A 26,679-nucleotide genomic window follows, 5' to 3' on the forward strand; every position below is an offset into this window, starting at 1 on the left:
CGCAGTTGTGCGGTTTGTAATTATTGTCTCTTTTCAAAGTTTTCATTCAATTTTTTCAATTCAGCTAAAATCAATTCTTCAGTGGTTGGATCTGGTTTTGGTTTTTCTTTAAGTTTTAATAATTTTCTAAAATCAACTACCGCTTTTATGATAAACACTGTCATCATTACTAAATAAATAACAATTGTGACAATAATAAAAGCGAGTAATGCTGCTAGGAATTTACCAATTAAAATGTTCTCGCCAATAGTTCATTTTTGAATTTCACTAAAACCAAATAATGATGCGATCGGTGGCAAAATAACGTCATTAGCCAATGATTTAACTACTGTATTAAATGAAGTCCCGATTAAAAGCCCAATAGCCAACATCAACATGTTGCTCTTTTTGACTAAACTTCATGCATCTTTGCTAGCGGTTTTAAATTTATTTAAATGTTTATTATCTTTTTTCATAGTGAAGTTTTTCTCCGATTTAATATTGAATTTATTGTTCTTTTTTACTCAAAACCACTATCGCAGGTTTTATTACTCTATCAAAAAGCATGTAAGCATCAGAATTTACTTTCACAATTGTATTTGCTTCTTTATCGTTATCAATAACAAAGTCGATTGCTTTTTGAGAATTAGGATCGAATGCATCTCCAATATTTGGCTTAACAATTTTAAGTCCGTGTGAGCCAAAGACATTTTCGACCATTGATAAAACCATTTCAAACCCTTTAACATAGGTCTTGACGTTATTGTCGGGAGTATTAACTCCTGATGCAATTGCTGCTTTTAATGTTGAATAAGGATTGCTAAATTCTTCAAAAAACTTTTGCAATGCATATTGTCTAATTTTTTTAATTTCGTCTTCAGGAACTGTAATTCTTTTGTTTTCGGCAATTTTATTAGATAATTCACGCACTTTTTCTTTTAAATCTTGATTAATTTCTTCCAAAACAACAAATTTTTCGTTCAGTTGTTTATTGATTTTGGTTAAATTTTCAATTTCTGTGTTCAAATTGTCAATCTTTTGTTGCTCTTTGTTTTCTTTTTTTGAATAACGTTTTTTGAAAGTAAGGTTAAAAATTTCAATATTTAAAGTTTTACCTTCAATATCAGGGTCATTTGTATTCTGAAATAAATGCGAAATAGTGTATTTTTCCATTCATCCAGCTTGAATGATTTTATCATCAACATCTGGGGCAATTTGATTTTTACCTAATGTCATCAAAAAATTACGTTTTGTTAATTGTTTGATAATTTTGCCTTGATTAAATACTTTAACATCAACTTTTATTTTTGAACCCAATTCTAATTTTTTCATTATTTTTCTCCTTTATCGATAATTAAATCTTCTAATAATTTGATTGCTGCGATTGATTTATGATAATTCATTCTATTTGAGCCAACTAGACTTATCTCTCTAATTTTACTGTCGCCGCCTTCAATTTTCTTAGTAATTATTGAGCTGTGATCATCACGTACTGATATTTTAAGTGTTGAATCATCATCGCTCTTGTCTCCTTCAATTGTTTTTCAAATTGATTGATTTTCTATTAAGTATAAAATGTTCGAAAGATCTCTACGTGATATTTCGTCAACTAGAACAATTTTGTCTTTTCCATATACAACGTTTTTATTTTGCAATTCAAAGTCAAATACATTATTAACCATGCTTTCAAGTATTGATTCATAATTTTTAATTTGTGCCGCTAAAATTGGAGCTAGACTGTCCGCTGTTTCTTTTAATTTTAAAATTGGAACATTAATCATTCTCTCTTTAAAAATTCTAATAGCAATTCTTAAATCTTCCATGTCGCTTTTGGTTAAATCAATATTTACAGTTTTATGACTTACTTCACCAAATGAAGTAACTAAAACTATTGTTGCCATGTCGTTACTCAACGGAACTAATTGAATACTTTTTAGTGTTGAATTTTCGTTAGTTTCGCTGGTAATTAATGTTAATCCTATTGTGTCCGAAATAGCTTTACATGCTTCTTTAATTGTTTCATCAACATTGGCACGACGATTAGCAAAAATATCTTTAATTTTTTCTCTTAATGAATATGAATCGTGAAGAACAAGGAAATTTGCATAGTATTTATAACCCTTAACTGAAGGGATTCTACCACTTGATGTATATGTTTTTTCTAAATATCCCATTTGTTCTAAATCGTTCATAATATAGCGAACTTTTGCACTTGAAAATTTAATACCAAATCTCTCAACAAGTGTTGTTGAACCTACTGGTTGTCCTGTCTCAATATACAAATCTATAACTGATTTTAAAATCAATCGTTTGTCTGGATTTAAATCATAATTATTCATAAAATTATTATACCATTTTTTAGCAAATTTACCTTTTGAGTGCTAAATTTAGTTCAAAAAAATGTGAGTATATTATTGAAATAAAAGTTTGCAACTTTAAGAAAATTAAAGATATTTAAACGCTTTATTTTTGGCTAGCCTTAAATTAAACACGCAAACGCTTTAGTAAAACAAGAACAATAAATTAAAGGGTATTTTATTCAAAAAGCTGAATATTTTATTGATTAAACTACTGAATTTATTGATATTTTATGTTTTTTGTTGGCAATACTATTCGTTCAATTTATTGACTTTTAGGTCAGTATTATTTTATTTGTTTTTGTACTTTGTTTTAACGCAACAAAAACAAAAAACGCCAATCGGCGTTTTAGTGAAAAATTATTTTTTGCCTGATTTTGCAAGACGTTGATTGAATTTGTCAATCATACCTGTTGCTTTAGTTTTAGCTCTATCACCTGTGTAGGCTACGTGGCAACCTGAACAAACGTCAACTGAAATTGATGATTTTGTTGTACCGAATTCGAATTCTGTATTACATGTTGAACATACAACTTTAACAGTGTTGTATTTTGGATGTATATCTTTTTTCATAAATGTCTCCTAAACCTTAATTATTTTGAGTAGAACTCAACAACTAGGTTTTCTTTAATTTCTGGTAATACTTCGGTTCTTTCAGGTAGACGATCGAAAGAAACTTCGAATTCTTTTAATGTCATTCAGCCTGCTGTACGTTTTTCAGCTAAGTTTGCTGTAATTTGTACATTTTTTTGTGATTTTTCTTTTAGAGCAATTTTTTGACCAACTTTAACTAACATAGATGGAATATTTGCTTTTTTACCATCTAATGTAAAGTGGTTGTGAGCAACTAATTGTCTTGCTTGTCTTCTTGTGTTAGCAAAACCAGCACGGTATACTAAGTTATCTAAACGTGATTCAAGTAATTGAATTAAGTTTGTACCTAAAACACCTTTGATTTTTGCTGCTTTTTCAAATAATTTTCTTAATTGTTTTTCATTTAAACCATAAACAAATTTAACTTTTTGTTTTTCGTATAAGTGTAGACCGTAGTCTGATAATTTTACACGTTTGTTACCGTGTTGTCCTGGTGCGTAAGATCTCTTTTTACCTTTTGAAAACTCTTTACCTGTTTCCAAAATTGAGAAACCGTAACGACGTGATTTTTTAAAAACTGGACCTGTGTATCTCATGTTTCCTCTTTCTGCATAAAACGTCAAAAGGGATAATCTCCAGCTAATTAATATTTGTTTAATGATTTCGGTTTTCAGCAATCCTACTTTCAAATCCATTATGAACAAATATGTCATAGCCATGGTTATCAGCTGTAATATGCTTTTGAATTATAATATAAATGCAAATTTATCAAAACAGATAATTTCATTTTTAAATAGACATTTTTTGCTTTTGTTTTTCTATTTTTTTCTGTTTTTTTACATAATTTCTAAGATTGTTTGTTATTTTTCAAATTTTAAACTGTATATTCGAGTGATCTAAGAATGAATAATTAGAGCGATATTCGTATATCATACACATTTTTAAATCAACGCAAATCTTGCTTTTATAAAAGTCATAATAAATTAATATTTCGTGTTTTTTAATTGTTTCAACTCTAAATAAATAATATTTACCATTATCCCATTTCTCAATAACTTCCATTTGAGCTCATTGCTTGTCTTTTTTACCGTTGTATAAATTTCTTATAAAACTAGAAATGTATTTTATGTTTTTGGGCTGTAATTTATATTCTTCATGTTTGGTCTTAACAACGCCAAAATTTTCTATCAGTTTGTTGTATCTAAAACTCAATAAATTATTTCTATTAACATATGAATTTAACATTCATTGTAGACAAGCGAAAAAATAATAATTGTTAAACTCTAGGGAATATTTGGGGTTAGGAATAAAATTATTTTCAGTGTAAGCAAAGACAAAATTTTTGTCGTCTTTATACATTCTATAGGTGTTTTCGTCAAAATATTCTCATTCAATATGGTATTGAGATAACAAATCCTTAACAGCATAATTAGCAGTATAAGGAATTAAAATTTTGAATTGAGAAACATCAACTTTTCCTCTCTTATATTCTTCTAAATAAAAATCAAGATAAAGAAGAGCAAGAAAATTAGAATTTAGAAAACGGTATTTATTGTTAATCAATAAACCGACATTTAACTCAGATAATTCATCTATATGGAAAATGTTATTTATGTTTCTTTTTAATAATCTTCTTTTATTAAACCAAGTTAGAAATTTTAAAAACTTAAAACTGTGCGCTTTCCGAGTGGTTTTGAATGTATCTTCACTGCCGTTATTGATTAGTAATTTTTCCAAAATTTTTGAATTACTTTTAACTGTGTATGAAAGCAAGTGAGTTGATAAATATCTTTGCTTAATGTTTAAAAAAGGTTTCAATATTTGTTCTTTGGAGGTCAATAAATCACAGTATTTTTTATACTCAATTTGCTCGAATGGTTGCAATTCATAATCAATATTAAAGACTGGATTTTGATCATAAATTTGAGTGATTTCTTCAATGTCTTTCCCGTTCAAATTTTCAAAATTTTTGTCCTTGATTTGCACTTTTACAAACTTGTTTTTAACAGAAATACTGATTTTAATTAAATAATCTATCGGTTCATTTTTAACAACAAATTCATCAACCATTAGTGGAATAGAAATGTGCTTATCAAATTCGTATATTTTGTGTCCTTGTTGTTGTAAAAAACACGCTATTTTACTGATATACTGATTTTGTGTTACTCCTTCAATTGAAATTAAAATATTTGAATTAGCTTCAATAACCGAATTAATTCCTTTTGCTAACAAAATTAATGAAGACTTAGAAATTGGTTTTTTTTCTGTTTTTTGTTTAAAAATTAAAGAATTATTGACTAGCATCAATGAATCTTTAGGGTTATTTTTATTTGAATTTAATTTCATAATTATTGAGTATCGTTATTAGTTTGGGTTTCTGTTACATCATCTTCATTTTTAATAATTTCAACAGCTTGGATTGTTTCTTTGTTTTTTAAATTAATTAGTTTAACACCTTTGCTTGCTCTTCCAACAACCGAAATATCTGCTATTTTTGTTCTAATTGTTGTTCCAGATGAGGTGATTATCAATAATTCGTCAGTTGGATTAACGAAACGTGAAAAAACAATGTTTCCGGCCAACTTAGTATTAATACCTTTGACACCTTTTCCACCACGTTTAATCAATCTAAATTCATCATGTCCGGTCAATTTGCCATAACCATGACTACCAATAGTCAATACGATATCACCTTCCAAATTCGACGAAGCAGAAACAACATATTCATTTTCATCTAAAGCAATACCTTTAACACCATACGCAGTTCTTGATAGTGGGCGAAAATCTGATGAAAGAAACTTAACAACTCTTTCGTTACTGTTTGCCAACATAATTATTGCATTATCATCAACTTTTAGAGCTCTAACCAATTCGTCGCCTTCACGTAAATTAAAGGCATATTTACCACCAACATTGATTCTTTCATACTCTTTAAGAGATGTTTTTTTAATAATACCTAGTTTTGTGGCAGTGAATAAATACTCATTTTCGTTATATTCATTAATTGGCAATATTGAGACAATTTTTTCATTGTCTTTTGTGTTAAGAGTTGGTACTAAATTGATAAAAGGTACCCCTTTTGATTGTCTAGATAATTCAGGAATTTCGTGTGCTCTAATTCTGTAAACACGAGCTAGATTTGAAAATAGCAATAAATCTGTGTGTGTTGAACAGGTAATAAGAGATGAAATATCATCGTCATCATAGGTTTTCATTGTTGTAATACCAACTCCACCACGTTTTTGTGTTTTATATTCTTCTAAATCAATTCTCTTTACGTATCCATTTGAAGAAGTGGTAATTACAATGTCACGCACTGGAATCAAGTCTTCGTCAGTTATTTCACCACCGCCTTCTAAATCAATTTGAGTTCTTCTTTCATCTGAGTATTTTGATTTAATTTCGTTTAATTCATCAATAATTAATTGAATTAACTTATCGTGATTTGCCAAAATTGATTCAATACGTTCAATTTCCGCAATCAATTGATTCATTTCTTCAATCATATTTTCAATAGCAAGACCAGTTAAACGACCTAAACGCATATCAACTATTGCTTTAGTTTGTCTTTCGCTTAAATCAAATCGTTTTCCTAGACGTTCTTGGGCTTCAGCATCGTTTTTAGATGATTTAATAATTTTGATAACTTCATCAATATTTTCAACCGCAATTTTTAGACCTTCAAGAATATGCAATCTATCTTTTGCTTTTTCCAAGTCAAATTTCAGTCTTCTTGTCACAACTTCTTCTTGATGTTTTAAATAAACTTCAATAGCTTCTTTGATATTTAACAATTTAGGTTCGCCCTCAACCAAAGCAACAAAGTTTACATTATAGTTAAGTTGCAAATTAGTTTGACGATACAATTTATTCAACAAAATGTGTGGGTTTACATTTCTTTTTAAATCAATAACTATTCTGATTCCTTCTCTATTTGATTCATCACGTAAATCAGAAATTCCCTCAATTGACTTGTCTTTTACTAATTCAGCAATTTTCTCAATAATTGCTGTTTTTTTAACTTCGTAAGGAATTTCAGTCACAATGATGCGAGACTTACCATTTTTAAATTCTTCAATTTTAGACACTGAACGCATTGTAATTGAACCTTTTCCAGTCTTATATGCATCTCTAATACCTTTAACACCTAAAATTGTGGCGCCTGTTGGAAAATCAGGACCTGGTAAAAATTTCATTAATTCATCAATAGTTATTTCAGGATTTCTAGCTAATGCAATAGTAGCATCAATTGCTTCGCCTAAATTGTGTGGCGGAATATTAGTTGCCATCCCAACCGCAATACCAGAACCACCGGTAACTAGCAAGTTAGGAAAACGTGATGGTAAAACAACCGGCTCTTTTTCGCTGGCATCATAGTTATCAACAAAATCAACAGTATCTTTTTTAATACCGTCTAGCATTTCAGATGCAACCTTACTCATTCTCGCTTCAGTATAACGCATAGCAGCAGCGCCGTCGCCATCAATTGAACCGAAGTTACCGTGACCATCAACTAATGGATAACGCATTGAAAATTCTTGTGCCATACGCACCATCGCTTCATAAACTGATGAATCACCATGTGGGTGATATTTACCCAATACGTCACCAACAATACGAGCACTTTTTCTGTGTTGACTTGAATATGTGATACCTAATTCACTCATGTCATAAAGAATACGTCTATGTACTGGTTTTAGTCCATCTCTTGCGTCTGGAAGGGCTCTAGAAACAATAACACTCATTGCATACTCAAGAAATGAATTTTTCATTTCACGATCAATTTCAACTGGATGCAATCCATCAGTTGGAGTGTCAATAATTTGTGATTGAACAACATAGTCTTCTTTGCTTTGTGGGCTACGTTCTTCTTCCTCGTCCGCAACTTCTTCTACTTTTTCTTCCTTAAACGCTACGAATAATTCTTCATCTGGAATTGAATTTTCATCAAATTCCTCAATTTTTGGCTTATTTTGCTCATTTTCAATAGCGATTTGGTCTTTTTTATCTTCTTTATTATTGGACATTTTGTTCTCCTTGCTATTAATATTAAATTTTAATATTTAAATTATACAATAGTTAACGAATATCTCTTATATTTACTACAATTTGAAAATTAAATATTTAAAGTAAAGTAAATAATTTCACGCTCGTTTATAATTATAATAACAAGGGTGCTGGTAAAACGGCTGAGAACATACCTATAGCGGATCATGGTAATTCATGCGTTGCTAGTTCTTTAAATATTATTCCTTGTTAAGGAGAAATAATGAAAATAAATAAAAAAATAGTGTCATGACTGAGTCCGTTGGTTATGTCATCTATTTCAGTATTGGCAACTAGTTGTACTAATAAAACAGTTGAAAATAAAAATGATATTGCCGACAAGTGAGACACAAATATCACAATTGTAAACTCGTGAATAAATCCAGGTTTCAAATCTGAAAATGACAAAGGTCAAAGCGAAATTGAAAGAAACTTTTTAACACTATTGGCCCAAAGATTCAATGATTTTAAAAATAAGGATGAAGAAACAAAAGATTTACCTGATGTTAATTTCTTTATTGAAACAAATCAAGACAAGGACACATTTTATAGTAAATTAGAGAGTAATAATCCTACACTGGATTTGATGATTGCTAACTATGCTACTTATCTTAATTCATTTGCCGATCAAACTGGCAAGGTAAATGATCTACACGGTATTAAACTTGTTTCACAAACAAGTACATTGAAATTCAATTGACAAGGCAGTGATAATGATACATATTCTAATGGTTTAAGCGATGATAAATTACGCCAGGCCGCCGATAGAAACAATGAAAGTTGAGTAAAAAATACTGGATATGAATATCCAGATTGGCAACAAGCTGTCAGTGAGAAAAAATTGAGTTTTGACGGTTCTAAATTCATTCAATTTTACGAAAATAACGCCTTGACATATGTATATCACGGGGCAATTTATATCGCAGGAAATAAAGCACAAAGAGATCAAATAATTCAAGATTGAAATAATAAAGATTGAGATGCGTTTGTTGGGCACGGTATAGCATTCAAGAAAAATACAAGTTCTGGTGGCTATAAATACCAAGTTGCTCTTTTAGCAAGACACTTCAACAAATCTTTAAGAGAAATTAACACATATTTAGAATCAGATTCAGAAAACATCATTAAAGGTCAATCAATTCAAGACACACTGGGCAAAAGACATAGTTCAAACATAATTCCTTTAATTGGTTTTGATGATGAAGGAGTGTATAACTGAACAAACAATGCTAAACACGATACATATTTCAAACCTGAAGGTTTTGTGTCAAATCAACCATACGATAGCGAAGATAACGTTGTGATTAGAACGCTAACCCTAACTAATCCAGCAGCTTACGATGTTGTTTTAGCACGTACAGGAATTAGTCAAAAACAAGCAGATTTAATTTCTAAAGCCCTTAATTCACTTTCACTAAACGAAAACACTTATGGTATCTACACTGGCTATAATAAATTTCAACCTCTTGATTTAGAAACATTCCAAAAATTTATGTATTTACAAGTACAAGCTGAAACAAAAAATGATAAAAATGTTTCAATACCGGAAATAACCGATGCAAGAAATAATTAAAATTAATGATCTTAGTTTTGCATATAACAAAAAATCAGAATTTGTATTGCAAAACGTAAATTTAAAAATTGAAAAAGGTTCAATGGTTGCCATTATTGGGCCTAGTGGCGTGGGAAAAAGTACATTATTTAAATTAATCGTTAAGGCAGTTAAGCCACAGAGTGGTTATATTGAAGTTTTCAATCAAAACATAAACGAAATCAGTAAAAAACATTGAAAAAAAGTGATGAAAAAAATCGGGTTTTTAACACAAAAAGCCAACTTGATCAACACTGAAAATGTCTTTGAAAATATCAAACGAACCAATGTTAATTATTCAAATTTTTTTCAAAGATTTTTCGGAATACTAACCAAAAAAGAAAAAATTAAAATTTTCCAAACTCTTGATGAATTAGGAATTTTAGATAAATCTTTTTATCGTGTTAGCGAATTGAGTGGCGGACAACAGCAACGTGTTGAAATAGCCAAATTATTGATTCAAAATGTGGATTTAATCTTAGCTGATGAGCCAACGTCAAATTTAGATAACCAAACCAGTCAAGATGTTTTGGAATTGTTGAAAAAATTAGCTAAGCAAGGCAAAACCATATTAGTTAACATTCACGATTTAAGTTTTATCAAATCGCACTTTACACACGTAATTGGTATTAAAAACAAACAAGTTGTTTTGGCTAAAAAAACAAGGGATGTTGAACAATGAGAACTTATTCAAACAGTGAAAACAACTCAATAATAAAAGAAAAAAAATTATTTCGCTACAGATACAAAAGTTTAAAAAGTAAGCAAAAAACAAGTTGAAAACTACATCCAATTTTCATTCATTTGATAATATTATTAGCAATTGGTTTATTAGCGTATATTTTCTATGAAAAATCTAGTAAATTAAAATTTGATAACACTGGTTTTATAGTGCAAAAAATACAGAATTTATTCAGTTTTGGCACCAAAAGTTATCGTCTCACTGGGCGTACTAGCGGTGAATACACTTCACTATTAATGGATTCAATTACTGCTCTTTGAATATCAATAAAATTAGGTTTAGTGGGGACATTTATCGGGTTTATTTTAGCTGTTGTTACGAGTGTATTATCTTTTTCAAAAGCAACCAATAAATACAGTGCATTTGCTTTTAAATCCATCATTTTGATTTTAAGAGCAATGCCTGAACTTGTGTTCATTAGAGTAATTACTTTTACAGCTCGTAATGAATTGAGTTTGCTATTGGTGTTTGTCTGATTTACTTGGTTGTGATTACATAAATATTATATTGAGATTTTTGAAAATGTTGATTTAAGCTCTTATTGAAATTCTATAAGTCAAGGCAACAATAAATTCAAGGCTTTTTATAAAGAAATATGACCAAGAGTTAAACATAGAATTTATTCATTGTTTTTGTTTTCTTTTGAGTCTAATATGCGTTGATCATCAATTTTAGGTGCCCTATCACTTCCAGGAATTGGTGTGTTAATTTCATACGGTGCTAGTCAAACTGCCAACTTTAAAGAATTAGGTATTCCGCTACTTTTTCTAATGCTATTCATTGTCTTTTTAGAAATAATTAATATTCTTTTTAAAAAATATTTAATTGAGGCCAAAACAAAGAAAATTTCAATAAATTCGCAATTTAAATACATTAATTACAAACAATTAACAAGACAATTGAATGTAAGAAAAATCGTTTATTCAGTAATATTTAGTTTATGTTTAATAGTAACTGCTTATGTACTAATAACAACTAAATGGCTTTTCTTTGAATTGTCGGCCACAAAAGGTTTTTTCGAATACTTTTTTAGACCAGATTTTACAGTTTTTGATTTCAGAAGTTGAAATTTAGCCAATCCATTCTATGTTTTATGAGAATCAATGTCTTTTACAATTCTCGCTCTCACAATTTGTCTGCTTTTAACTCTTATTTCAATAAGATTGCAGTCGCTACACCTAAATAATAAATACTGAGCAATCACATGAAGAATACTCAATGTATTGATACGATTAGTGCCAACAATTGTGTATTTCTTCGTTTTGCAACCCTTATTTCAATCGGCATTGTTTTTGATAATCTTAATTATTTCATTGCACGAAATGTCAAGTATTTCGAAACAATTAACCGAGGCTATTGATAATTTAGATGAGGAAATAATTTTGAATATGAGACTGCAAGGTTTTAGTAATAATCAAATTTATTTCAAATATGTTTTACCAGCCATTAAATTTGACTTTATTGCTTTATCATTTTTCTATTTTGAACTAATTTTTAGAAATTCAATAACATATTCAATTTTTGCACCTTCACAATTAAACATTGGAACTAAAATTTGAACTAATTTGAATACTAGAAATTATCATCCTGAAATAGCTATGGCCTACACATGACTGGCAACTTTTGCAATATTATTGATAAATTTTGTTGGAAAAACAATAACAAAACGATTAAAAACACATTAAACACCTTAATTGGTGTTTTTGTTTTGTTTTTAATCTAATATTAATATAAAATTTATAAATAGATTTTAAAGGAGTAGTATGACCAAAAAAATTAGAACAAGATACGCACCCAGTCCAACTGGTTATTTACACATTGGGGGAGCGAGAACAGCATTATTTTCTTACTTATTTGCTAAACATTTCAATGGTGAATTTGTATTCAGATTGGAAGATACCGATGTGAAAAGAAACGTTGAAGATGGCGAAAGAAGTCAGTTAGAAAATTTAGCATGATTAGGAATTATTCCTGACGAAAGCCCATTTAAACCTAACCCAAATTGTGGTAAATATAGACAAAGCGAAAAATTAGATAGATACCGTGAAGTAGCCCAACAACTGCTAGATGCAGGACTAGCTTATAAAGCTTATGACAATAGTGAAGAATTAGAAGCTCAACGTGCAGAAAGTGAAGCTAAAGGTATTCCGTCATTCAAATATGATAAAAATTGATTAAAAATCAGTGATGAAGAGAAAATGAAACGTGAGAAAAATGGTCAATTTTCAATTAGATTGTCGATGCCAAAAAATATAGAACTAGGTTGAGATGATTTAGTAAGAGGCCCTATTTCATTTAATTCATCAGATATCGGTGATTGAGTTATTGTTAAGTCTGACGGCTATCCTACATACAATTTTGCAGTTGTTATTGATGACCATGATATGTCAATATCGCACGTTTTACGTGGTGAAGAACATATAACAAACACACCTAAACAACTTGTTATTTATAACGCTTTAGGTTGAGATGCTCCTTCATTTGGCCATTTAACTGTTATAACAAATATGGAAGGTAAAAAACTTTCAAAAAGAGATACATCATTAAAACAATTTATTGAAGATTATAGAAATGAAGGCTATGTTCCCGAAGCAGTATTCAACTTTTTAACCTTGCTAGGTTGAACATCTGAAGATGCAAGCGAAATAATGTCTAAGGAAGAAATCATTGCAAAATTTGACCCACAACGTCTTTCAAAATCACCATCTAAATTCGATATTGTTAAAATGCATTGATTCTCTAAACAATATTTCAAAAACCTTGATAACACCTTAATCGCTAAGAGTTTAAATATTGATATTAATCAAGAGTGAAGTAAATTATTCATTGAAACATTTAAAGAAAGTGTTGGTACAATCAGTGAATTAAAAAATCACCTACTTATGTATAAAAACACTCAAGAATCACCAATATTTGAGTTAAATGCTGAAGAAATTAATGTAGTTAAAGAATTTTTTGCACAATTAAAAGACTTAGAGTTTTCAATCGAAAACATTCAAGCAGCAATCAATGAAACTAAACAAAATCTAAAAGTAAATGGTAAAAAATTATTTATGCCAATTAGAAAAGCAACAACCTTCGCTGAACACGGACCTGAATTAGCTAAAGCAATTTATCTTTTTGGTAAAGACAAAATTATTGAAAGATTAAAAATATGACAATAAAGTTTCGCTCCGATTACAATCAAGAAGGTAAAGAACAATTTACCGAATTTGAAGCAGAAGCAAAATACTCAAAACAAATAATTAAACACCCACTGGAAAATAAAGAATTTGAATACGATATCTATGAATTTAGAGATCCACAAAATCAACAGTTGACCAGAATTGAAATAAATCCCAAAAGTGTTAATGTTATTACTAGTAATGCTACCTTGCAACTGCGCTTCAAAAAATACCATGGTGGTTCACAAATCAATTTAGACAAAAATAAATTATTTTTAAAAACGCTAATGGATAAATGTATTGTCGATCCGGAAAAAGCACACTTTCAATATGAATTATTCAGTATTGCCGACCAACCTATGGGTAAATTTAAAATCACAATTTCTTATAAATAAAAACAGGGAGACAAAATGCTCTCTCTGTTTTTATTTACCAATAAAGAAATTAAGCTTGTTCTCTAGCTGCTCTACGAGCATCTCTAGCTTGCTCTTTTTGTAATTTGTGTAATCTTTTAGCAGCACGTTCTTTGTTTTTTTGTCTAACTATTTTTCTCATAATACTCCTTTATCATTGTTGTGTGGTTAATTTAACATAATATGTTTGAAATTATAACATAATGATTATTTGTTAGCTTTTAAATATTCTCTAATTTCGTTGATTTTATTCAATCTTTCTCAAGGTAAATCAAGATCATCTCTACCAAAGTGGCCAAAATAACTTGTATCGCCAAAAATAGGAGATTTTAAATTTAAATCTTTAATTATTGCTCTTGGTCTTAAATCAAAAACATTTTCTACTATTTTCTTAATTAAAGCATCATTTACTTTATTGTCTGTTTTGACACTAATTGAGACCGGTTCAGCAATACCAATCGCATATGAAACTTGAATTTCAAGCGAATTACATAAAGAACCTTCCGCAACGATGTTTTTTGCAATTCAGCGACAAGCGTAAGCAGCAGATCTATCAACTTTAGTTGCATCTTTACCGCTGAATGCTCCGCCGCCGTGGCGTGCATAACCGCCGTATGTATCAACAATAATTTTACGACCAGTTAAACCAGTATCGCCAATTGGTCCGCCAATTACAAAACGGCCTGTTGGGTTAATTAAAATTTTCTTTGGCAATTCTAAATTATATTCTGTCAAAACCGGTTTAATAATATTAGCTTTAATAAAGTCTTTAAATTCTCTTTCAACATAATCTTCAGCGTGCTGAATTGACATTAAAACCGTATCAACAGTGTTGTTTGAGTAGTTGATGGTTACTTGGCTTTTCATGTCTGCTTTAGCTCATTTAAATTCGCCACTTGTTCGTAATTTATCAGCCCTTTTCACTAACTCATTTGCTAAGGTAATTGCTAAAGGCATATAATTTTTGGTTTCGTTAGTTGCGTAACCAAACATGATGCCTTGATCTCCGGCTCCAATTTGATCTTCAGATAAAACCACACCTCGACTAATATCAGGGCTTTGTTGTTTAATATCAGTGATAAATTTAACATTTTCTATCGAATAACCTAGTTTTTCAAATACAGACTTAGCGATTGCGATAGCATCAATATTAGCTGTTGACGAAACCTCTCCGGCAACAATAACCATATTTCCTGTCGCCACTGTTTCGATTGCTGTTCTAGAGTTAGGATCTTGTTTTACGTAAGCATCTAAAATACGATCTGAAATTTGGTCACAAACTTTATCTGGGTGTCCTTGTCCAACACTTTCAGATGTGAATAAATTCACATCATTTAAAATAAAATTTTTGTTCATAAAAAAAACTCCTTTGTCAAATAAAACAAAGAGTAAGCAAAAAAAGTTTTCAACATGTTAAAGAAATCTCTTCCTGACTTTCCACCTTCCAAAATGGGGTTGGCATGCCTCAACGCTGTCGAGCTAGGCAACTCTTTATGTTATCTGGAATAATGTTACACTAATTTTCACGTAACAAAAAAATTTATATATTTTTGTTTTTTACTTTTACTTTTTGCATTTTGTCTTATAATAACTTTACGTTATTTTAAATAAATAATAAGATCTTATAATATTTGAAGGAGGAATAATGGCTATAGTTCCAAAACGTAAAACCTCGAAACAACGTAAACACAAAAGACGTACTCATGATGCGTTAAAAATCCAAAACCTTGTTTCATGTAAAAATTGTTCTAACTTTATCCAACAACATAGAGTTTGCCAATTTTGTGGATTTTATAGAGATAAAATCGTTGAAGGTTACAGAAGTATCAATTCTCGTAACAACTAATAATCCAGTGCACTTTTAAAAAAATCTGTTTAGCAGATTTTTTTATTTACTTTCGCATTTGTTTTTATAAATTATTCACTTTTATATAATATAAAAATATGAAGAGCAATTTAAACCAAAATTCAGTAATTTATATCTCTATGATTGGTGTTGTACTATCATTAATAGCAATGTTATTGATAGTTTTAATCATTTTATTCACACGTAATAATAACTTAAAAAATTACAAAAGAGAAATTAGTGAATTGTATGATGAAATGACTAAACAGTATAATTACACAAAAGTACGAACAATAAGATTTAAGGATTTATCGAATATCAATAGAGTATATCGTGATAAATATGAAAAACTTAAAGAACTTTGAAATAAGGAAATCTACATTTTATACTATGAATTTGAAGAAAAGAATAGTCTTATACTTAAACACATTGAAAAACGTGACATAAAGAAAGCTAAGGCACTTAATTCAGAAATGTATAGCATTTACAAAAAATTTGAAGATGCCTTCCTTAATGTTCAGTTAGAAACAGAACTCGATAATGTAAGATTCGAAGTAAATGAATTCTTGCTAACCAATGCCCAATCTTTTATTAAGGTTTTAAGAAAAATAATTAATAGTAATAAGAAAAAACTTGTTCGCTCGTATGATACACTGTCCAAGGAATTAGAAAACTTTAGAGTTATTTTTAGCAATATTGAGAAAAATAAAGATAGAACAACACTGGATGAGATTAGTGATGCCTTAAGTCAGTATGACCCTAAATTAAGAATGTTTGGTCTTAAAGTTTCCCATGCATTAGTATTGGAAAAGTTGATTTTTAGCACTATTGTCAATATGTTAAACAAATTATTAGGGAATAATCAAAAAAGCGAAGATGTTTCTAATTTAGCGGCTTTATTAGTTAAAATACAGCGCAACTATTTAAATGAACCATTTCAAGACACAAACGATGAAGTTAAAAAATTACTGAATAAATACTATTATTTAAAAAATAAAAATAATATAGAAAATCAAATTGACGATTATATTGGTAATAATACCGTTAAAATACAGTCAATAATTGATAATGTAGAGCAAAAAATTAGTAATTTTGGTGTAATTAAAAGCGAACACAGACAGAAAAAAATTGCTGAACTTTCAGCACGATTTATTAACATAAAAAAAGATTTTGAATGTATTTTATCTCAAAAAAACGACAATAAAAATAACACAGTTTTTCTCGATTTTGACTCACTAGTCGATATCTTGATTAACTGAATAAATGAATTTAATAAATTGTCGAGATACGAGCAAAATGAATCGCTTAAACATGAGTATTTCAAATCTTATTGAACAACTCTTGAAGAGTGATATTATAGTCTTTTAACTAAACGCGAATTTTTAGAAAATACGACTGAAAATGATTTAATTTTTAGTGACTTAATTCGTTTTCATGAAGAAATCTTAAAAAATAAAACCACCTCAGCAAATGAGATGAACTTGTTTATTGAAAAATTACGAAATTTATATAAGGTTATTCAAAAAGCAAAAACATATAAATACATGACAACTGCACTAATGGATAAAATCAATAAATATTCAATAAACAACGAAAAAATAGCATTGAGATTACAAAATATTTCACACAAACTCGCAAATAAAGAATTTTCAAAAGCTTACGCAGATACAATACAGTTAATTAGAAAGGAAAAAATTAATGTACTCTAAAATTTTAATTAGATATGGTGAATTAACGCTTAAAGGAAAAAATAGACAAAATTTCATTGATGTTTTGGCGCGTAATGTTAAAAACATTACCGGTGAACGTCCTGATGCTAAATTTGACAGAATGTATTTAAGTTTTTCAGAAAAAAATCTTGAAAAATTACAATATGTTTTCGGAATTAGTTCATACTCGTCAGTAATAGAGGTCGAAAATGACTTGAATAAAATTTTCGATTCTGCTAAATCATTAATAAAAATGGACACTAAAACATTTAAGGTTGCTGCCCGTAGATCAAATAAAAACTTTGAATTATCATCACATGAAATCAATATGCAACTAGGTGCATTTATTTTAAAATCTTTCCCTAATATTAGTGTGGATGTTCATAACCCCGATCAAACTATTTATGTTGAAGTTAGAAATAAGTCTACTTACGTGTTCGAAAACTCATTTCAAGGTTTAGGAGGCTTACCAGTTGGTATTTCTGGTAGAGTTGTTCATTTAATGAGTGGCGGTATTGACTCACCTGTTGCTGCATTTGAATTAATGAAAAGGGGATTGGAAGTTTCATTTCTTTCATTTATTTCACCTCCCCAAACTGACCAAAGAACTATCGATAAAATGAAGCAATTGATTGAAAAATTAAATAATTTTCAACCAAAAAGTATGTTTTATTTAATTGATTATTCGCAAATATTAAACTATATTTCATTAGTTTCAAATCCTGCTTTTAAAATAACTTTATTAAGACGAAGTTTTTACCGTTTAGCATCGACTCTGGCCGATAATTTACATTATATTGCACTATCAAATGGTGAAAATTTAGGACAAGTAGCATCGCAAACATTAGAATCTTTATCAGTAATTAATGCGTCAAGCTCAAAATTAGTATTGCGTCCTTTACTGACAAAAGATAAAGTTGAAACAATAAACATTGCTAAAAAAATTGGAACTTATGATATCAGTATTGTTTCAGCAAATGAAACATGTGAAATGTTTGCGCCCAAAGAGCCCGTTACCAAACCTCGTTTGGAAGATGTTTTAAGTTTGGAAAATGAACTATTTGATTTAGAAAAATACGAAAGTAATATAATTAAAAACAACATAGAAGTATTAAAAATAGAAAAAAAAGGAGAATAATATGTCAAAAATAACAGATATTTACGCAAGAGAAATTCTTGATTCAAGAGGTAATCCTACAATCGCTGTTAAAGTAACAACCGAACTAGGTTACGAAGGTGTGGCTATGGTGCCTTCAGGAGCTTCAACCGGTACAAGAGAAGCATGTGAATTAAGAGATAAAGAATTTCCAGAATTTAAAGACAATTGATTTGGTGGTAAAGGTGTAATGAAAGCCGTTACAAACGTAAATCAAATCATCGCTCCGGAATTATTTGGACTTGAAGTTAGTCAACAAAGATTAATTGACATGACAATGGTTAAGCTAGATGGTACTAAAAATAAAACAAACTTAGGTGCCAACGCAATACTTGGTGTTTCACTAGCTGTTGCTAGAGCAGCCGCTGCAGAAGCACAATTACCACTTTACAGATACATCGGTGGAACAAACGCTAGAACATTACCAGTTCCAATGCTTAATGTTATGAACGGTGGTGCTCACTCATCTAACACCGTAGATATGCAAGAATTTATGATTATGCCTGTTGGTGCTAAAACCTTTAGAGAAGCTCTACAAATGGCTAACAAAGTTTTTCACAATTTAGGTAAATTATTGAAAAAAGAACACGGAACAACAGTTGGTGATGAAGGTGGTTACGCTCCTAACTTAAAATCACACGAAGAAGTTCTTGACTACATGATTGAAGCAATTAAAATTTCAGGTTTAGTTCCAGCCACAAGTGGTGAAAAAGCTGTTGCGATTGCAATGGACCCAGCTTCAAGTGAATTTTATGATGAAAGTTCAAAAAAATATGTATTCAAAAAATTAAAACAAGCAATCGAAGAAAAACGTCCAGGTTTTGATCATTTACAAGACGTAAAATTAGAATACACAACTGAAGAAATGGTTGATTACTATGAACAACTAGTAAATAAATATCCTATCATTTCAATCGAAGATGGTTTAGCTGAAAGCGATTGAGAAGGTTTCAAATTAATGAAACAACGTCTAGGTGACAGATTACAAATTGTAGGAGATGACCTAACTGTAACAAATCAAGAAATTTTACGTGAAGCAATTAAAAAAGATGTTATGAATTCAATTTTGATTAAATTAAATCAAATTGGTTCATTATCTGAAACACTTGACACAATGGAATTAGCTCACAAAGCAGGATTTACATGTGTTGTATCACACCGTTCAGGTGAAACTGAAGACACAACTATTGCTGATCTAGCGGTAGCTCTAAATACAGGTCAAATTAAAACAGGTTCGCTATCTAGAACAGATCGTATTGCTAAATACAACCGTCTACTTGAAATCGAAGATGAATTGGGTGAAACTTCTAAATTCGATGGTGATAAAACATACTTCAACTTAAAAAGACACGTTTAATTAAAAATAATAATTGGTATCAATTTTCCTTGATACCAATTTTTTTTATTTTCGCAATCAATTTATTGAAAAATTACAAAAAAACACCAACAAACCACAAAAGATTGTTGGTGTTTAATCACAAATCAAGTTAGGAAACTAAATTATGTTGATTTTGATTATTTGATGGATTAACTTTTTGATTAGCATCAGTGTTACTATCTTGATCGCTATTTTTATCAATTTTCTCTTTTTGCTCTCTAAAATATTCAGTAAATAAAGAAATTATTAGATAACCAATTAATATTAAAATCGAGATAATAATTAGCAGGTCGGCTACATTAAAAGTACCTAAATCACGTTTGGTTACTTTTTCAAAGTAAGGTAGATATAAAATGTCTTTTACATTTCCATCTCATAAAAACCTATCGGTCATATTACCCGCCGTGCCGGCCATAAGTAAAGCAATAATAGTTACTCATAAAAATGAGTCTAAAAAGAAAATAGATATAGTGAAAGTTAATAAAACTAAAACACTTATTATTTGAACAATGATAATAACAGCATTAGTTTTAAAGGGAATAATAGTCACACCATGATGAGGCACCAGACGAATTCCAAGGAAAGCGCCTTGATAAACATAGGTTATATTTCCTTCTTCATATGCTTGATATTGAGCTTCACCAGGGTAAAAATGAAATTTAGTGAATTGGTCTATGAAGTAAGCTGCAAAAGCAATCAATAAAAAGACTGCATATTTTATAAGTATTTTCTTTTTATTTTCTTTTCATCTTTTTACTGTGTAATTTTTGACACTAGTAAATAAGTCTTTAATGACCTGTTTGCGTTCTTTTCATGTTTTTTTAGGTTTTACTTTTGTACCGTCAACTTCTTTACTCATTTTTACCTCTGATATTCATTACTCTTGTACATAATGAACATAGACCATCAACTACATGATTTGGAATAAAGTGATTTCAACAACGCTCACATTTTACAGAGTCAAATGTTTCAATTTTCAACTCTTCACCAAACTCAACAATACCAACCATTAATAATTGTTTTAAATCAAGTGACTCAATGAATTTTGATTTTGGTTTTAAGGTTAACTTAACTTCATTACTTCTTTTAATTAAACCTGATTTAACAGCACTTTCAATGGCTAAATTAACTTCATCTCTAAGCTCAAAAAACTCATTTCATTGTTCAATAATTTCAACATCAACCTCTTTTTCTCTTTGTAATTTTTCAAGATGTACAGAAATTTGTTTATTTTCTTTATTGAAATTATCATATGCATCTTCAGTTGTTGTCGGTAAAATAGGGGCCAAAATAGTGATTAGAAATTCAACAATCTCATAAAAATTAGTTAGGGTCATTTTACGGTTAATTGAGTCAACTTCTTCAATATATAAGATGTCTTTTGTAAAGTTTAAATAAAAGCTAGATAACTCAATTACATAATTATTAATTAATTTTATTCCATTGATAAATTTGAACTCGTCAAAAGATTTTAAAACATTGGCTCTAATTTGCTCTAATTGCTCTTTGATGAATAAATGCACGCCTTTTCTCGGTAAATTAGGGTCATATTGGAATCCATCCAAATTCCCTAGCATAAATTTAATTGTGTTTCTTATTTTTCTGTATAAATCAGAATTTTGTGTCAAGATTGAATCAGAAATTGTAATGTCATTAGTGTATTCACTATTAGCTACTCAGAAACGTAAAATATCTGCACCGTGTTTAGCAATAACTTTTAATGGATCGACAGTGTTTCCTTTTGACTTAGACATTTTTTCGCCTTTACCGTCTAAAACAAAACCATGTGACATTAAGTTTTTATATGGTGGAACAGAGCGAAAAGCAACAGAGTTTATTAACGATGAATTGAATCAACCACGATATTGGTCACTACCTTCAAGGTATAAATCATATGGCGGTTCAACGTTTTCGTCGATTTCAACAGCCAACGAAGTAGATCCAGAGTCAAATCAAACATCCATGATATCCATTTCTTTAGTATAGCCTTTGCCTCTAAATTCTTCTGGTAGCAATTCATCAGCTTCTTTTTCTCATCAAATATCAGCACCGTTATTTTCTATTAAATCAATAATATGATCAAAAATTTGTGCATTAAATACTGGTTTTTGGTCTTGATCATAGAAAATAATCAACGGAACACCTCATGTTCTTTGACGTGAAATAGTTCAATCATGGTTATTTTGAATCATGTTTGTTAAACGTTTTTTAGCTCATTCAGGGTAAGTATTAACTTTATTTAATTGAGCCAAAATTTCATCTCTAATTTTGTCAATAGAAACAAATCATTGTGGAGTACCTCTGAATAAGATTGGTTTGTGAGTTCTTCAATCGTGAGGATACGAGTGATTGATTGTTGTTGCGTGGATCAATAATTTTTGTTCTTCTAAATATTCAGTTATTGATTTATCAGCTTTTGAATAAAATTGATTTTCGTATTTGCCACCTTCAGAATTAATTTTTCCATCATCAGCAATATGCATAATCATATTTAATGAGTTTTTTTGCCCAATTAAAAAGTCATCCTCACCGAATAAAGGGGCAATATGAACTAAACCTGTACCAGATTCAAGAATAACATGGTGTCCAATAACTACTGGAGCTTCATTAGAATTAATTGGACTGGTATAAATAGTGCCGACTAAATCTTTTGATTTTAAAACTTCAATTGTTTTGTATTGTTTTCAGTCAAAAATATGAGTTACTTTATCAACCAATTCTGTCGCAATAACATATCTTTGCCCTTCGAATTCAACAAGTGAATAATCGAAATTTTCCCCAATAGCAACACCGGCGTTAGCAATTAAAGTTCATGGTGTTGTTGTTCAAATAATTAATTTATCTCCCGGTTTTAATTTATCATTGACCGGTTTAGTAATTTCGAATGCAACATAGATAGAAGGACTATCAATATCTTTATACTCAACTTCGGCTTCAGCAAGTGCAGATTGTGACGATGGAGATCAAAATACAGGTTTTAAACCTTTATAAACAAGTCCATCCAGAACCATTTTTTTAAATAAACGAAGTTGTTGCGCCACAAATTTTGGATCAAGTGTAACATAATACTTATTGAAATCAGTAAGAAGTTGCATTTGTTTAAATTGTTCCATTTGAATATTAACTTGACTCAAAGCGTATTCTTTGGCTTTTTTACGTAAATCAAGTGGCGATAATTCATTTTTACTTAAATGAGCATCTTGCAACATTTTGTGTTCAATTGGTAAACCGTGAGTATCTCATCCAGGAACATATGGAGAATAAAAACCATTCATCGATTTGTAACGGACAATAATATCTTTTAAAATTTTATTCAGTGCATGACCTATATGTAAATTACCATTTGCATACGGAGGCCCATCATGCAGTATAAATTTTTCGTTACCTTTATTTTGTTCTAATACTTTTTGATATAGCTCATTTTGTAATCATTTTTCACGATACTCAGGTTCTTTTTTAACTAAATTAGCCCTCATTTCGAAATTTGTTTTCGGCATATTAAGTGTATCTTTGTAATTTTTTTCTGACATATGACTCCTTATTGTTAATTAATATCTAAAATTATATTAAAAATTAATATTAATATAAACATTAAAATAAAAACAACAAGTTTTAACTTGCTGTTTGATTATTTATTATTAGCATTTGTCTCAAGAATATTCAATGTTTCGCTCGGAATTGTTTCACAATAGCCAAACATATTGACAACGCCGGCAAATGAATTTTCTGGTATTGCCAATTGAGCTAACTGTTCTTTTTTAACAGTTAATTCAATCTTTTCAATCTCATTTTGCTCAATTTTTTGGACAAATTCAGGATCAGCTACAAACACTGAACTCAAACCAACTAAATCACTATATTTGAAAGCTTCAAGACATTTATCAGGAGTATTTATCCCGCCACTAGATATAACAGGAATACGACCATTAACATGTTCGTATATCACTTTATTAACTAATTCACCTTTGTGTTTTGATTCTGAACGAACTTTATTCAAATATATGTCGTGTCCTCAACTAGCAATTGCTAGGTAAGAAATTTTTCCTTTTTCAATTATAGAATCAATTAATTGGTTAAATTCATCTATTGTATAACCTAACTCGCCACCATATGTTTCTTCAGGAGTTGCTCTGAAACCGAAAATAAAATCTTTAGGTGCGTATTTGTCAATAACATCACGTATTGAACTCACTATTTCTAGCGCCAATCTTGAACGGTTTTCAAAATTTTCAGCCGAATAAATATCTTTACGTTTATTGACAATTTTACTGAAAAATGTTTGAATCAGTAGTCTTTGTGCCATTGAGATTTCAATACCATTGAAACCAGCTTTAATGGCACGTTTTGCGGCATCAGAATAAGCTTTAACCACGTTTTTAATTTGGTCAATACTCATTTCGTATACATCATGTTTAAAAGGTCAATTATTGTGTTCTTCTGAAGGTCCGTAGGTGTAGCCGAATTTTTTTAACGCAATTTTCGCAAATTTACCAGCGTGAGCTAATTGTAAAATAACTCTATTTTCTTTAGTTTTCATAGCGTTAGCTAATTGTGTTAATGATTCAATATCATCATCAGTTTTTGCACTATATCCGAATTCAAATAATTGTCCAAAATCATCAAAATACGCACCGCCAGTAACTTGAAGAGGTGCTGAATAAGCACGACGTTTAGCATAGGCAATTTCTTGTGGTGTCATTTTACCGTCAATAGTTGTTAAATTCAATGTCATTGGCGAAAGAACAAATCTATTTTTTAACTCAAAACCATTAATTGTCAGTGGTTTAAAAAGTTCAGTATATTTACTCATTATTCAACCTCATCTAAAATAATATCAACAATCTCATTAACGTTTAATTCATTGAAGAAATATGATTGAAAATCTGCTTTTTCAAACGCCTTCGCCAATTCTTCACGAATCATTTTAACACCCAATAAATTATTCTCTAAAATTGAAAGATCTTTTTTAGTGAAAAAGTCACCTGAAATTTTAATTTTCTCAATTTTGCTTTTCTCAACATCTATTGAAAAATTCACAGTACCAATCGACAATCTTGCGTCCCTGTTATAAGAATAACGTGGGCTTAATCCAAATGTCCAATCTCAATTTTTGTATCTTGTATTTACTAAATTATCAATCTCAGATCAATCTTTTTCACTCAATTCATATCTTTTTACTTTAGATAAATCATCTGTATTAAATAATCTTTTTATAAAAATGTCTTTAAACTCAAAAATATCTAAGTTTTTAAATTCATCATCTAAATACTCGCTTAGTGCAGCGACTCTTTGTCTCACAGATTTGATGCCTTTTGACTCGATTTTTTTTCGGTTTGGATTCAAAATGTCAATCATCGCATCATAATCAACGTTATAAAGCAATGTGTTGCCGCCATAAATTACATCATTAACCAGCATCATTGCTGCACCAGAAACTTTTCGTCCGTCAATAGTTAAATCATTTTTGCCAGTTTGGGTAACATTTTTTGCTCCCATATCTTTTAAAATTTTAATTGTCGGGTCGTAAAATTTTTGAAAGTTGCCAATGATTGACTCATTGTCTTTAAATGGTATAAGATAGCAAATATTGCATGAATTTGAATCAATATAAATAGCTCCGCCGCCTGTATTTCTACGGACTATGTCAATCTTTTTATCGTGTAGATATTTAAAATTAACTTCGACTTCAGGATTTTGAAAATATCCGATTTGTACGTGTGGATCAACGATACCAGGGAAAACAATTGTATCATCCAATTTTAGGTTATTCATTGCTCAAACTTGAATAGCTAATCAATAAGCACCATCTTTAATATATTTACCATTTCTAATTGGTTCTACTAGAATCATTTTGTTCCTTTACTAAGTAATCTATAACTTCTCTTATATCAGTGTTAACAACAATTGTTCGATCTTTTATTTCTTTAGGGATACGGTAACTACGATTATTCATTGCAATATATAAAGAATTTTTGTATTGTTGAGTCATATCTCAAAATGGATGTTTAATTAACATTGGTGTTGAATAACCAACACCAATTTCTCAAAATAATATTTTTTTGTTTTTGTGTTTATCAATGAAATCTAGATAACGTTTCTTTTCGGCAAAAAATTGTTCGTCTTCTACCATGCCTTTTTCTTTTAATCTTTTATTGACTTCTAAAAAATCACCACACATCGGACAGCGGGGAATAATATCTAAAGGAACCTTCATATTTTTTTGTTTAATAATCATCTCCTTTACCGCATCATCCATTGAGTATCTTTTATTGTGACACATTGATTTGCATTGCAATAAATTGTATTTACCTTGGATGTAGAATATTTTTTGATCGTCAAAATTCGCCGCTTCTAAAGCGTTGTCTGAATTAGTGGTGATAATAAAAAAGTTTTTGTTATCTAAAAATTTTTTTAAATTTATAAAACTGTGGCTAGCAGGCTGATTAAAGTAATTTAATTCCATAAATCTGCTGTGAAATGCTCAGTAATTTTGTATATCATCAAAATGATAAACACTCGCCTGCAACATGTCTAAAAATTTGAATTCTTCAATAAAATCACTGAAGTTTTGCTCAAATCTTGTACCAGTATAACCAATTCCGTCAGCACTTGTCATACCTGAACCAATACCTAAAACAATTGCATCTGCTTCGTTTATCAATTTTAGTAATTCACTATTATTTTTAATATCGTTATTTCACATA

Annotated in this window: 22 protein-coding genes; 9 read left to right on the forward strand and 13 right to left on the reverse strand. The window is 29.8% G+C overall.

Going from position 1 to position 26,679, the window contains the following annotated elements; genetic code table 4:
* Window positions 1-20 precede the first annotated feature (20 nt).
* The 7 genes from NXS15_RS02100 to gyrA form a co-directional block, all read right to left on the reverse strand.
* Window positions 21-455: an MscL family protein gene (locus tag NXS15_RS02100; protein ID WP_259290219.1), complete on the reverse strand. Its 435-nt coding sequence runs from the start codon at window positions 453-455 to the stop codon at window positions 21-23.
* 31 nt (window positions 456-486) lie between these two features.
* Window positions 487-1,311, reverse strand: a complete 825-nt coding sequence (locus tag NXS15_RS02105) for a nucleotide exchange factor GrpE (RefSeq protein WP_259290220.1) — start codon at window positions 1,309-1,311, stop codon at window positions 487-489.
* On the reverse strand, window positions 1,311-2,318 hold the full coding sequence (hrcA, locus tag NXS15_RS02110; protein ID WP_259290221.1) for a heat-inducible transcriptional repressor HrcA: 1,008 nt from the start codon (window positions 2,316-2,318) through the stop codon (window positions 1,311-1,313). The genes NXS15_RS02105 and hrcA overlap by 1 nt, the downstream gene beginning before the upstream one ends.
* Window positions 2,319-2,696: 378 nt before the next feature.
* Window positions 2,697-2,909 carry a 50S ribosomal protein L31 gene (rpmE, locus tag NXS15_RS02115; RefSeq protein ID WP_259290222.1) on the reverse strand — a complete coding sequence of 71 codons (213 nt, stop codon included), beginning with the start codon at window positions 2,907-2,909 and terminating at the stop codon, window positions 2,697-2,699.
* A gap of 20 nt (window positions 2,910-2,929) precedes the next feature.
* Window positions 2,930-3,526, reverse strand: a complete 597-nt coding sequence (gene rpsD / locus NXS15_RS02120; protein ID WP_259290223.1) for a 30S ribosomal protein S4 — start codon at window positions 3,524-3,526, stop codon at window positions 2,930-2,932.
* Window positions 3,527-3,719: 193 nt separating this feature from the next.
* Window positions 3,720-5,276: an MAG5620 family putative phospho-sugar mutase gene (locus NXS15_RS02125; protein ID WP_259290224.1), complete on the reverse strand. Its 1,557-nt coding sequence runs from the start codon at window positions 5,274-5,276 to the stop codon at window positions 3,720-3,722.
* 2 nt (window positions 5,277-5,278) lie between these two features.
* Complete coding sequence (gene gyrA / locus NXS15_RS02130) at window positions 5,279-7,957, reverse strand: DNA gyrase subunit A (protein WP_310592992.1); 2,679 nt, start codon at window positions 7,955-7,957, stop codon at window positions 5,279-5,281.
* Window positions 7,958-8,199: 242 nt separating this feature from the next.
* Between gyrA and cypl the strand changes: the two genes are divergently transcribed.
* The 5 genes from cypl to NXS15_RS02155 all read left to right on the forward strand — a co-directional run bounded on the left by cypl (window position 8,200) and on the right by NXS15_RS02155 (window position 13,868).
* Window positions 8,200-9,549, forward strand: coding sequence for an ABC transporter thiamine pyrophosphate-binding lipoprotein p37/Cypl (gene cypl, locus NXS15_RS02135; RefSeq protein ID WP_259290225.1), 1,350 nt, complete (start codon window positions 8,200-8,202; stop codon window positions 9,547-9,549).
* Window positions 9,533-10,282, forward strand: a complete 750-nt coding sequence (locus NXS15_RS02140; RefSeq protein WP_259290226.1) for a phosphonate ABC transporter ATP-binding protein — start codon at window positions 9,533-9,535, stop codon at window positions 10,280-10,282. The genes cypl and NXS15_RS02140 overlap by 17 nt, the downstream gene beginning before the upstream one ends.
* Entirely contained in the window at window positions 10,246-11,994 is a 1,749-nt protein-coding gene (locus tag NXS15_RS02145) for an ABC transporter permease subunit (RefSeq protein WP_259290227.1), read from the forward strand. Before NXS15_RS02140 ends, NXS15_RS02145 begins: the two co-directional genes overlap by 37 nt.
* A 78-nt stretch (window positions 11,995-12,072) precedes the next feature.
* Entirely contained in the window at window positions 12,073-13,473 is a 1,401-nt protein-coding gene (gene gltX / locus NXS15_RS02150) for a glutamate--tRNA ligase (RefSeq protein ID WP_259290228.1), read from the forward strand.
* On the forward strand, window positions 13,464-13,868 hold the full coding sequence (locus tag NXS15_RS02155) for a hypothetical protein (RefSeq protein WP_259290229.1): 405 nt from the start codon (window positions 13,464-13,466) through the stop codon (window positions 13,866-13,868). Before gltX ends, NXS15_RS02155 begins: the two co-directional genes overlap by 10 nt.
* Window positions 13,869-14,093: 225 nt before the next feature.
* On the opposite strand, the gene metK is transcribed toward NXS15_RS02155, so the two are convergent.
* Window positions 14,094-15,224 carry a methionine adenosyltransferase gene (gene metK / locus NXS15_RS02160; RefSeq protein WP_396888602.1) on the reverse strand — a complete coding sequence of 377 codons (1,131 nt, stop codon included), beginning with the start codon at window positions 15,222-15,224 and terminating at the stop codon, window positions 14,094-14,096.
* 307 nt (window positions 15,225-15,531) lie between these two features.
* Between metK and rpmF the strand changes: the two genes are divergently transcribed.
* The 4 genes from rpmF (at window position 15,532) to eno (ending at window position 19,954) form a co-directional block, all read left to right on the forward strand.
* Entirely contained in the window at window positions 15,532-15,732 is a 201-nt protein-coding gene (rpmF, locus tag NXS15_RS02165) for a 50S ribosomal protein L32 (RefSeq protein WP_259290231.1), read from the forward strand.
* A 98-nt stretch (window positions 15,733-15,830) separates the two neighbouring features.
* Complete coding sequence (locus tag NXS15_RS02170) at window positions 15,831-17,441, forward strand: hypothetical protein (RefSeq protein WP_259290232.1); 1,611 nt, start codon at window positions 15,831-15,833, stop codon at window positions 17,439-17,441.
* Window positions 17,431-18,579: a tRNA uracil 4-sulfurtransferase ThiI gene (thiI, locus tag NXS15_RS02175; protein WP_259290233.1), complete on the forward strand. Its 1,149-nt coding sequence runs from the start codon at window positions 17,431-17,433 to the stop codon at window positions 18,577-18,579. Before NXS15_RS02170 ends, thiI begins: the two co-directional genes overlap by 11 nt.
* 1 nt (window position 18,580) lies before the next feature.
* Window positions 18,581-19,954, forward strand: a complete 1,374-nt coding sequence (gene eno, locus NXS15_RS02180) for a phosphopyruvate hydratase (RefSeq protein ID WP_259290234.1) — start codon at window positions 18,581-18,583, stop codon at window positions 19,952-19,954.
* A 130-nt stretch (window positions 19,955-20,084) separates the two neighbouring features.
* On the opposite strand, the gene NXS15_RS02185 is transcribed toward eno, so the two are convergent.
* From NXS15_RS02185 to NXS15_RS02205, 5 genes are all read right to left on the reverse strand, one after another.
* Window positions 20,085-20,834, reverse strand: coding sequence for a signal peptidase II (locus NXS15_RS02185; protein WP_259290235.1), 750 nt, complete (start codon window positions 20,832-20,834; stop codon window positions 20,085-20,087).
* Window positions 20,827-23,505, reverse strand: a complete 2,679-nt coding sequence (gene ileS / locus NXS15_RS02190; RefSeq protein WP_259290236.1) for an isoleucine--tRNA ligase — start codon at window positions 23,503-23,505, stop codon at window positions 20,827-20,829. The genes NXS15_RS02185 and ileS overlap by 8 nt, the downstream gene beginning before the upstream one ends.
* 98 nt (window positions 23,506-23,603) lie before the next feature.
* Window positions 23,604-24,785, reverse strand: coding sequence for an NADH-dependent flavin oxidoreductase (locus NXS15_RS02195; protein ID WP_259290237.1), 1,182 nt, complete (start codon window positions 24,783-24,785; stop codon window positions 23,604-23,606).
* The gene (locus NXS15_RS02200; RefSeq protein ID WP_259290238.1) at window positions 24,785-25,825 is read right to left on the reverse strand and encodes a lipoate--protein ligase; all 1,041 of its coding nucleotides are present in this window, start codon (window positions 25,823-25,825) and stop codon (window positions 24,785-24,787) included. The genes NXS15_RS02195 and NXS15_RS02200 overlap by 1 nt, the downstream gene beginning before the upstream one ends.
* On the reverse strand, window positions 25,803-26,678 hold the full coding sequence (locus tag NXS15_RS02205; protein ID WP_259290239.1) for a deacetylase SIR2: 876 nt from the start codon (window positions 26,676-26,678) through the stop codon (window positions 25,803-25,805). Before NXS15_RS02205 ends, NXS15_RS02200 begins: the two co-directional genes overlap by 23 nt.
* Between the last annotated feature and the right edge of the window lies 1 nt (window position 26,679).

Source organism: Mycoplasma sp. CSL7475-4 (assembly GCF_024834065.1).
Classification (GTDB): domain Bacteria; phylum Bacillota_I; class Bacilli_A; order Mycoplasmatales; family Metamycoplasmataceae; genus Mycoplasmopsis.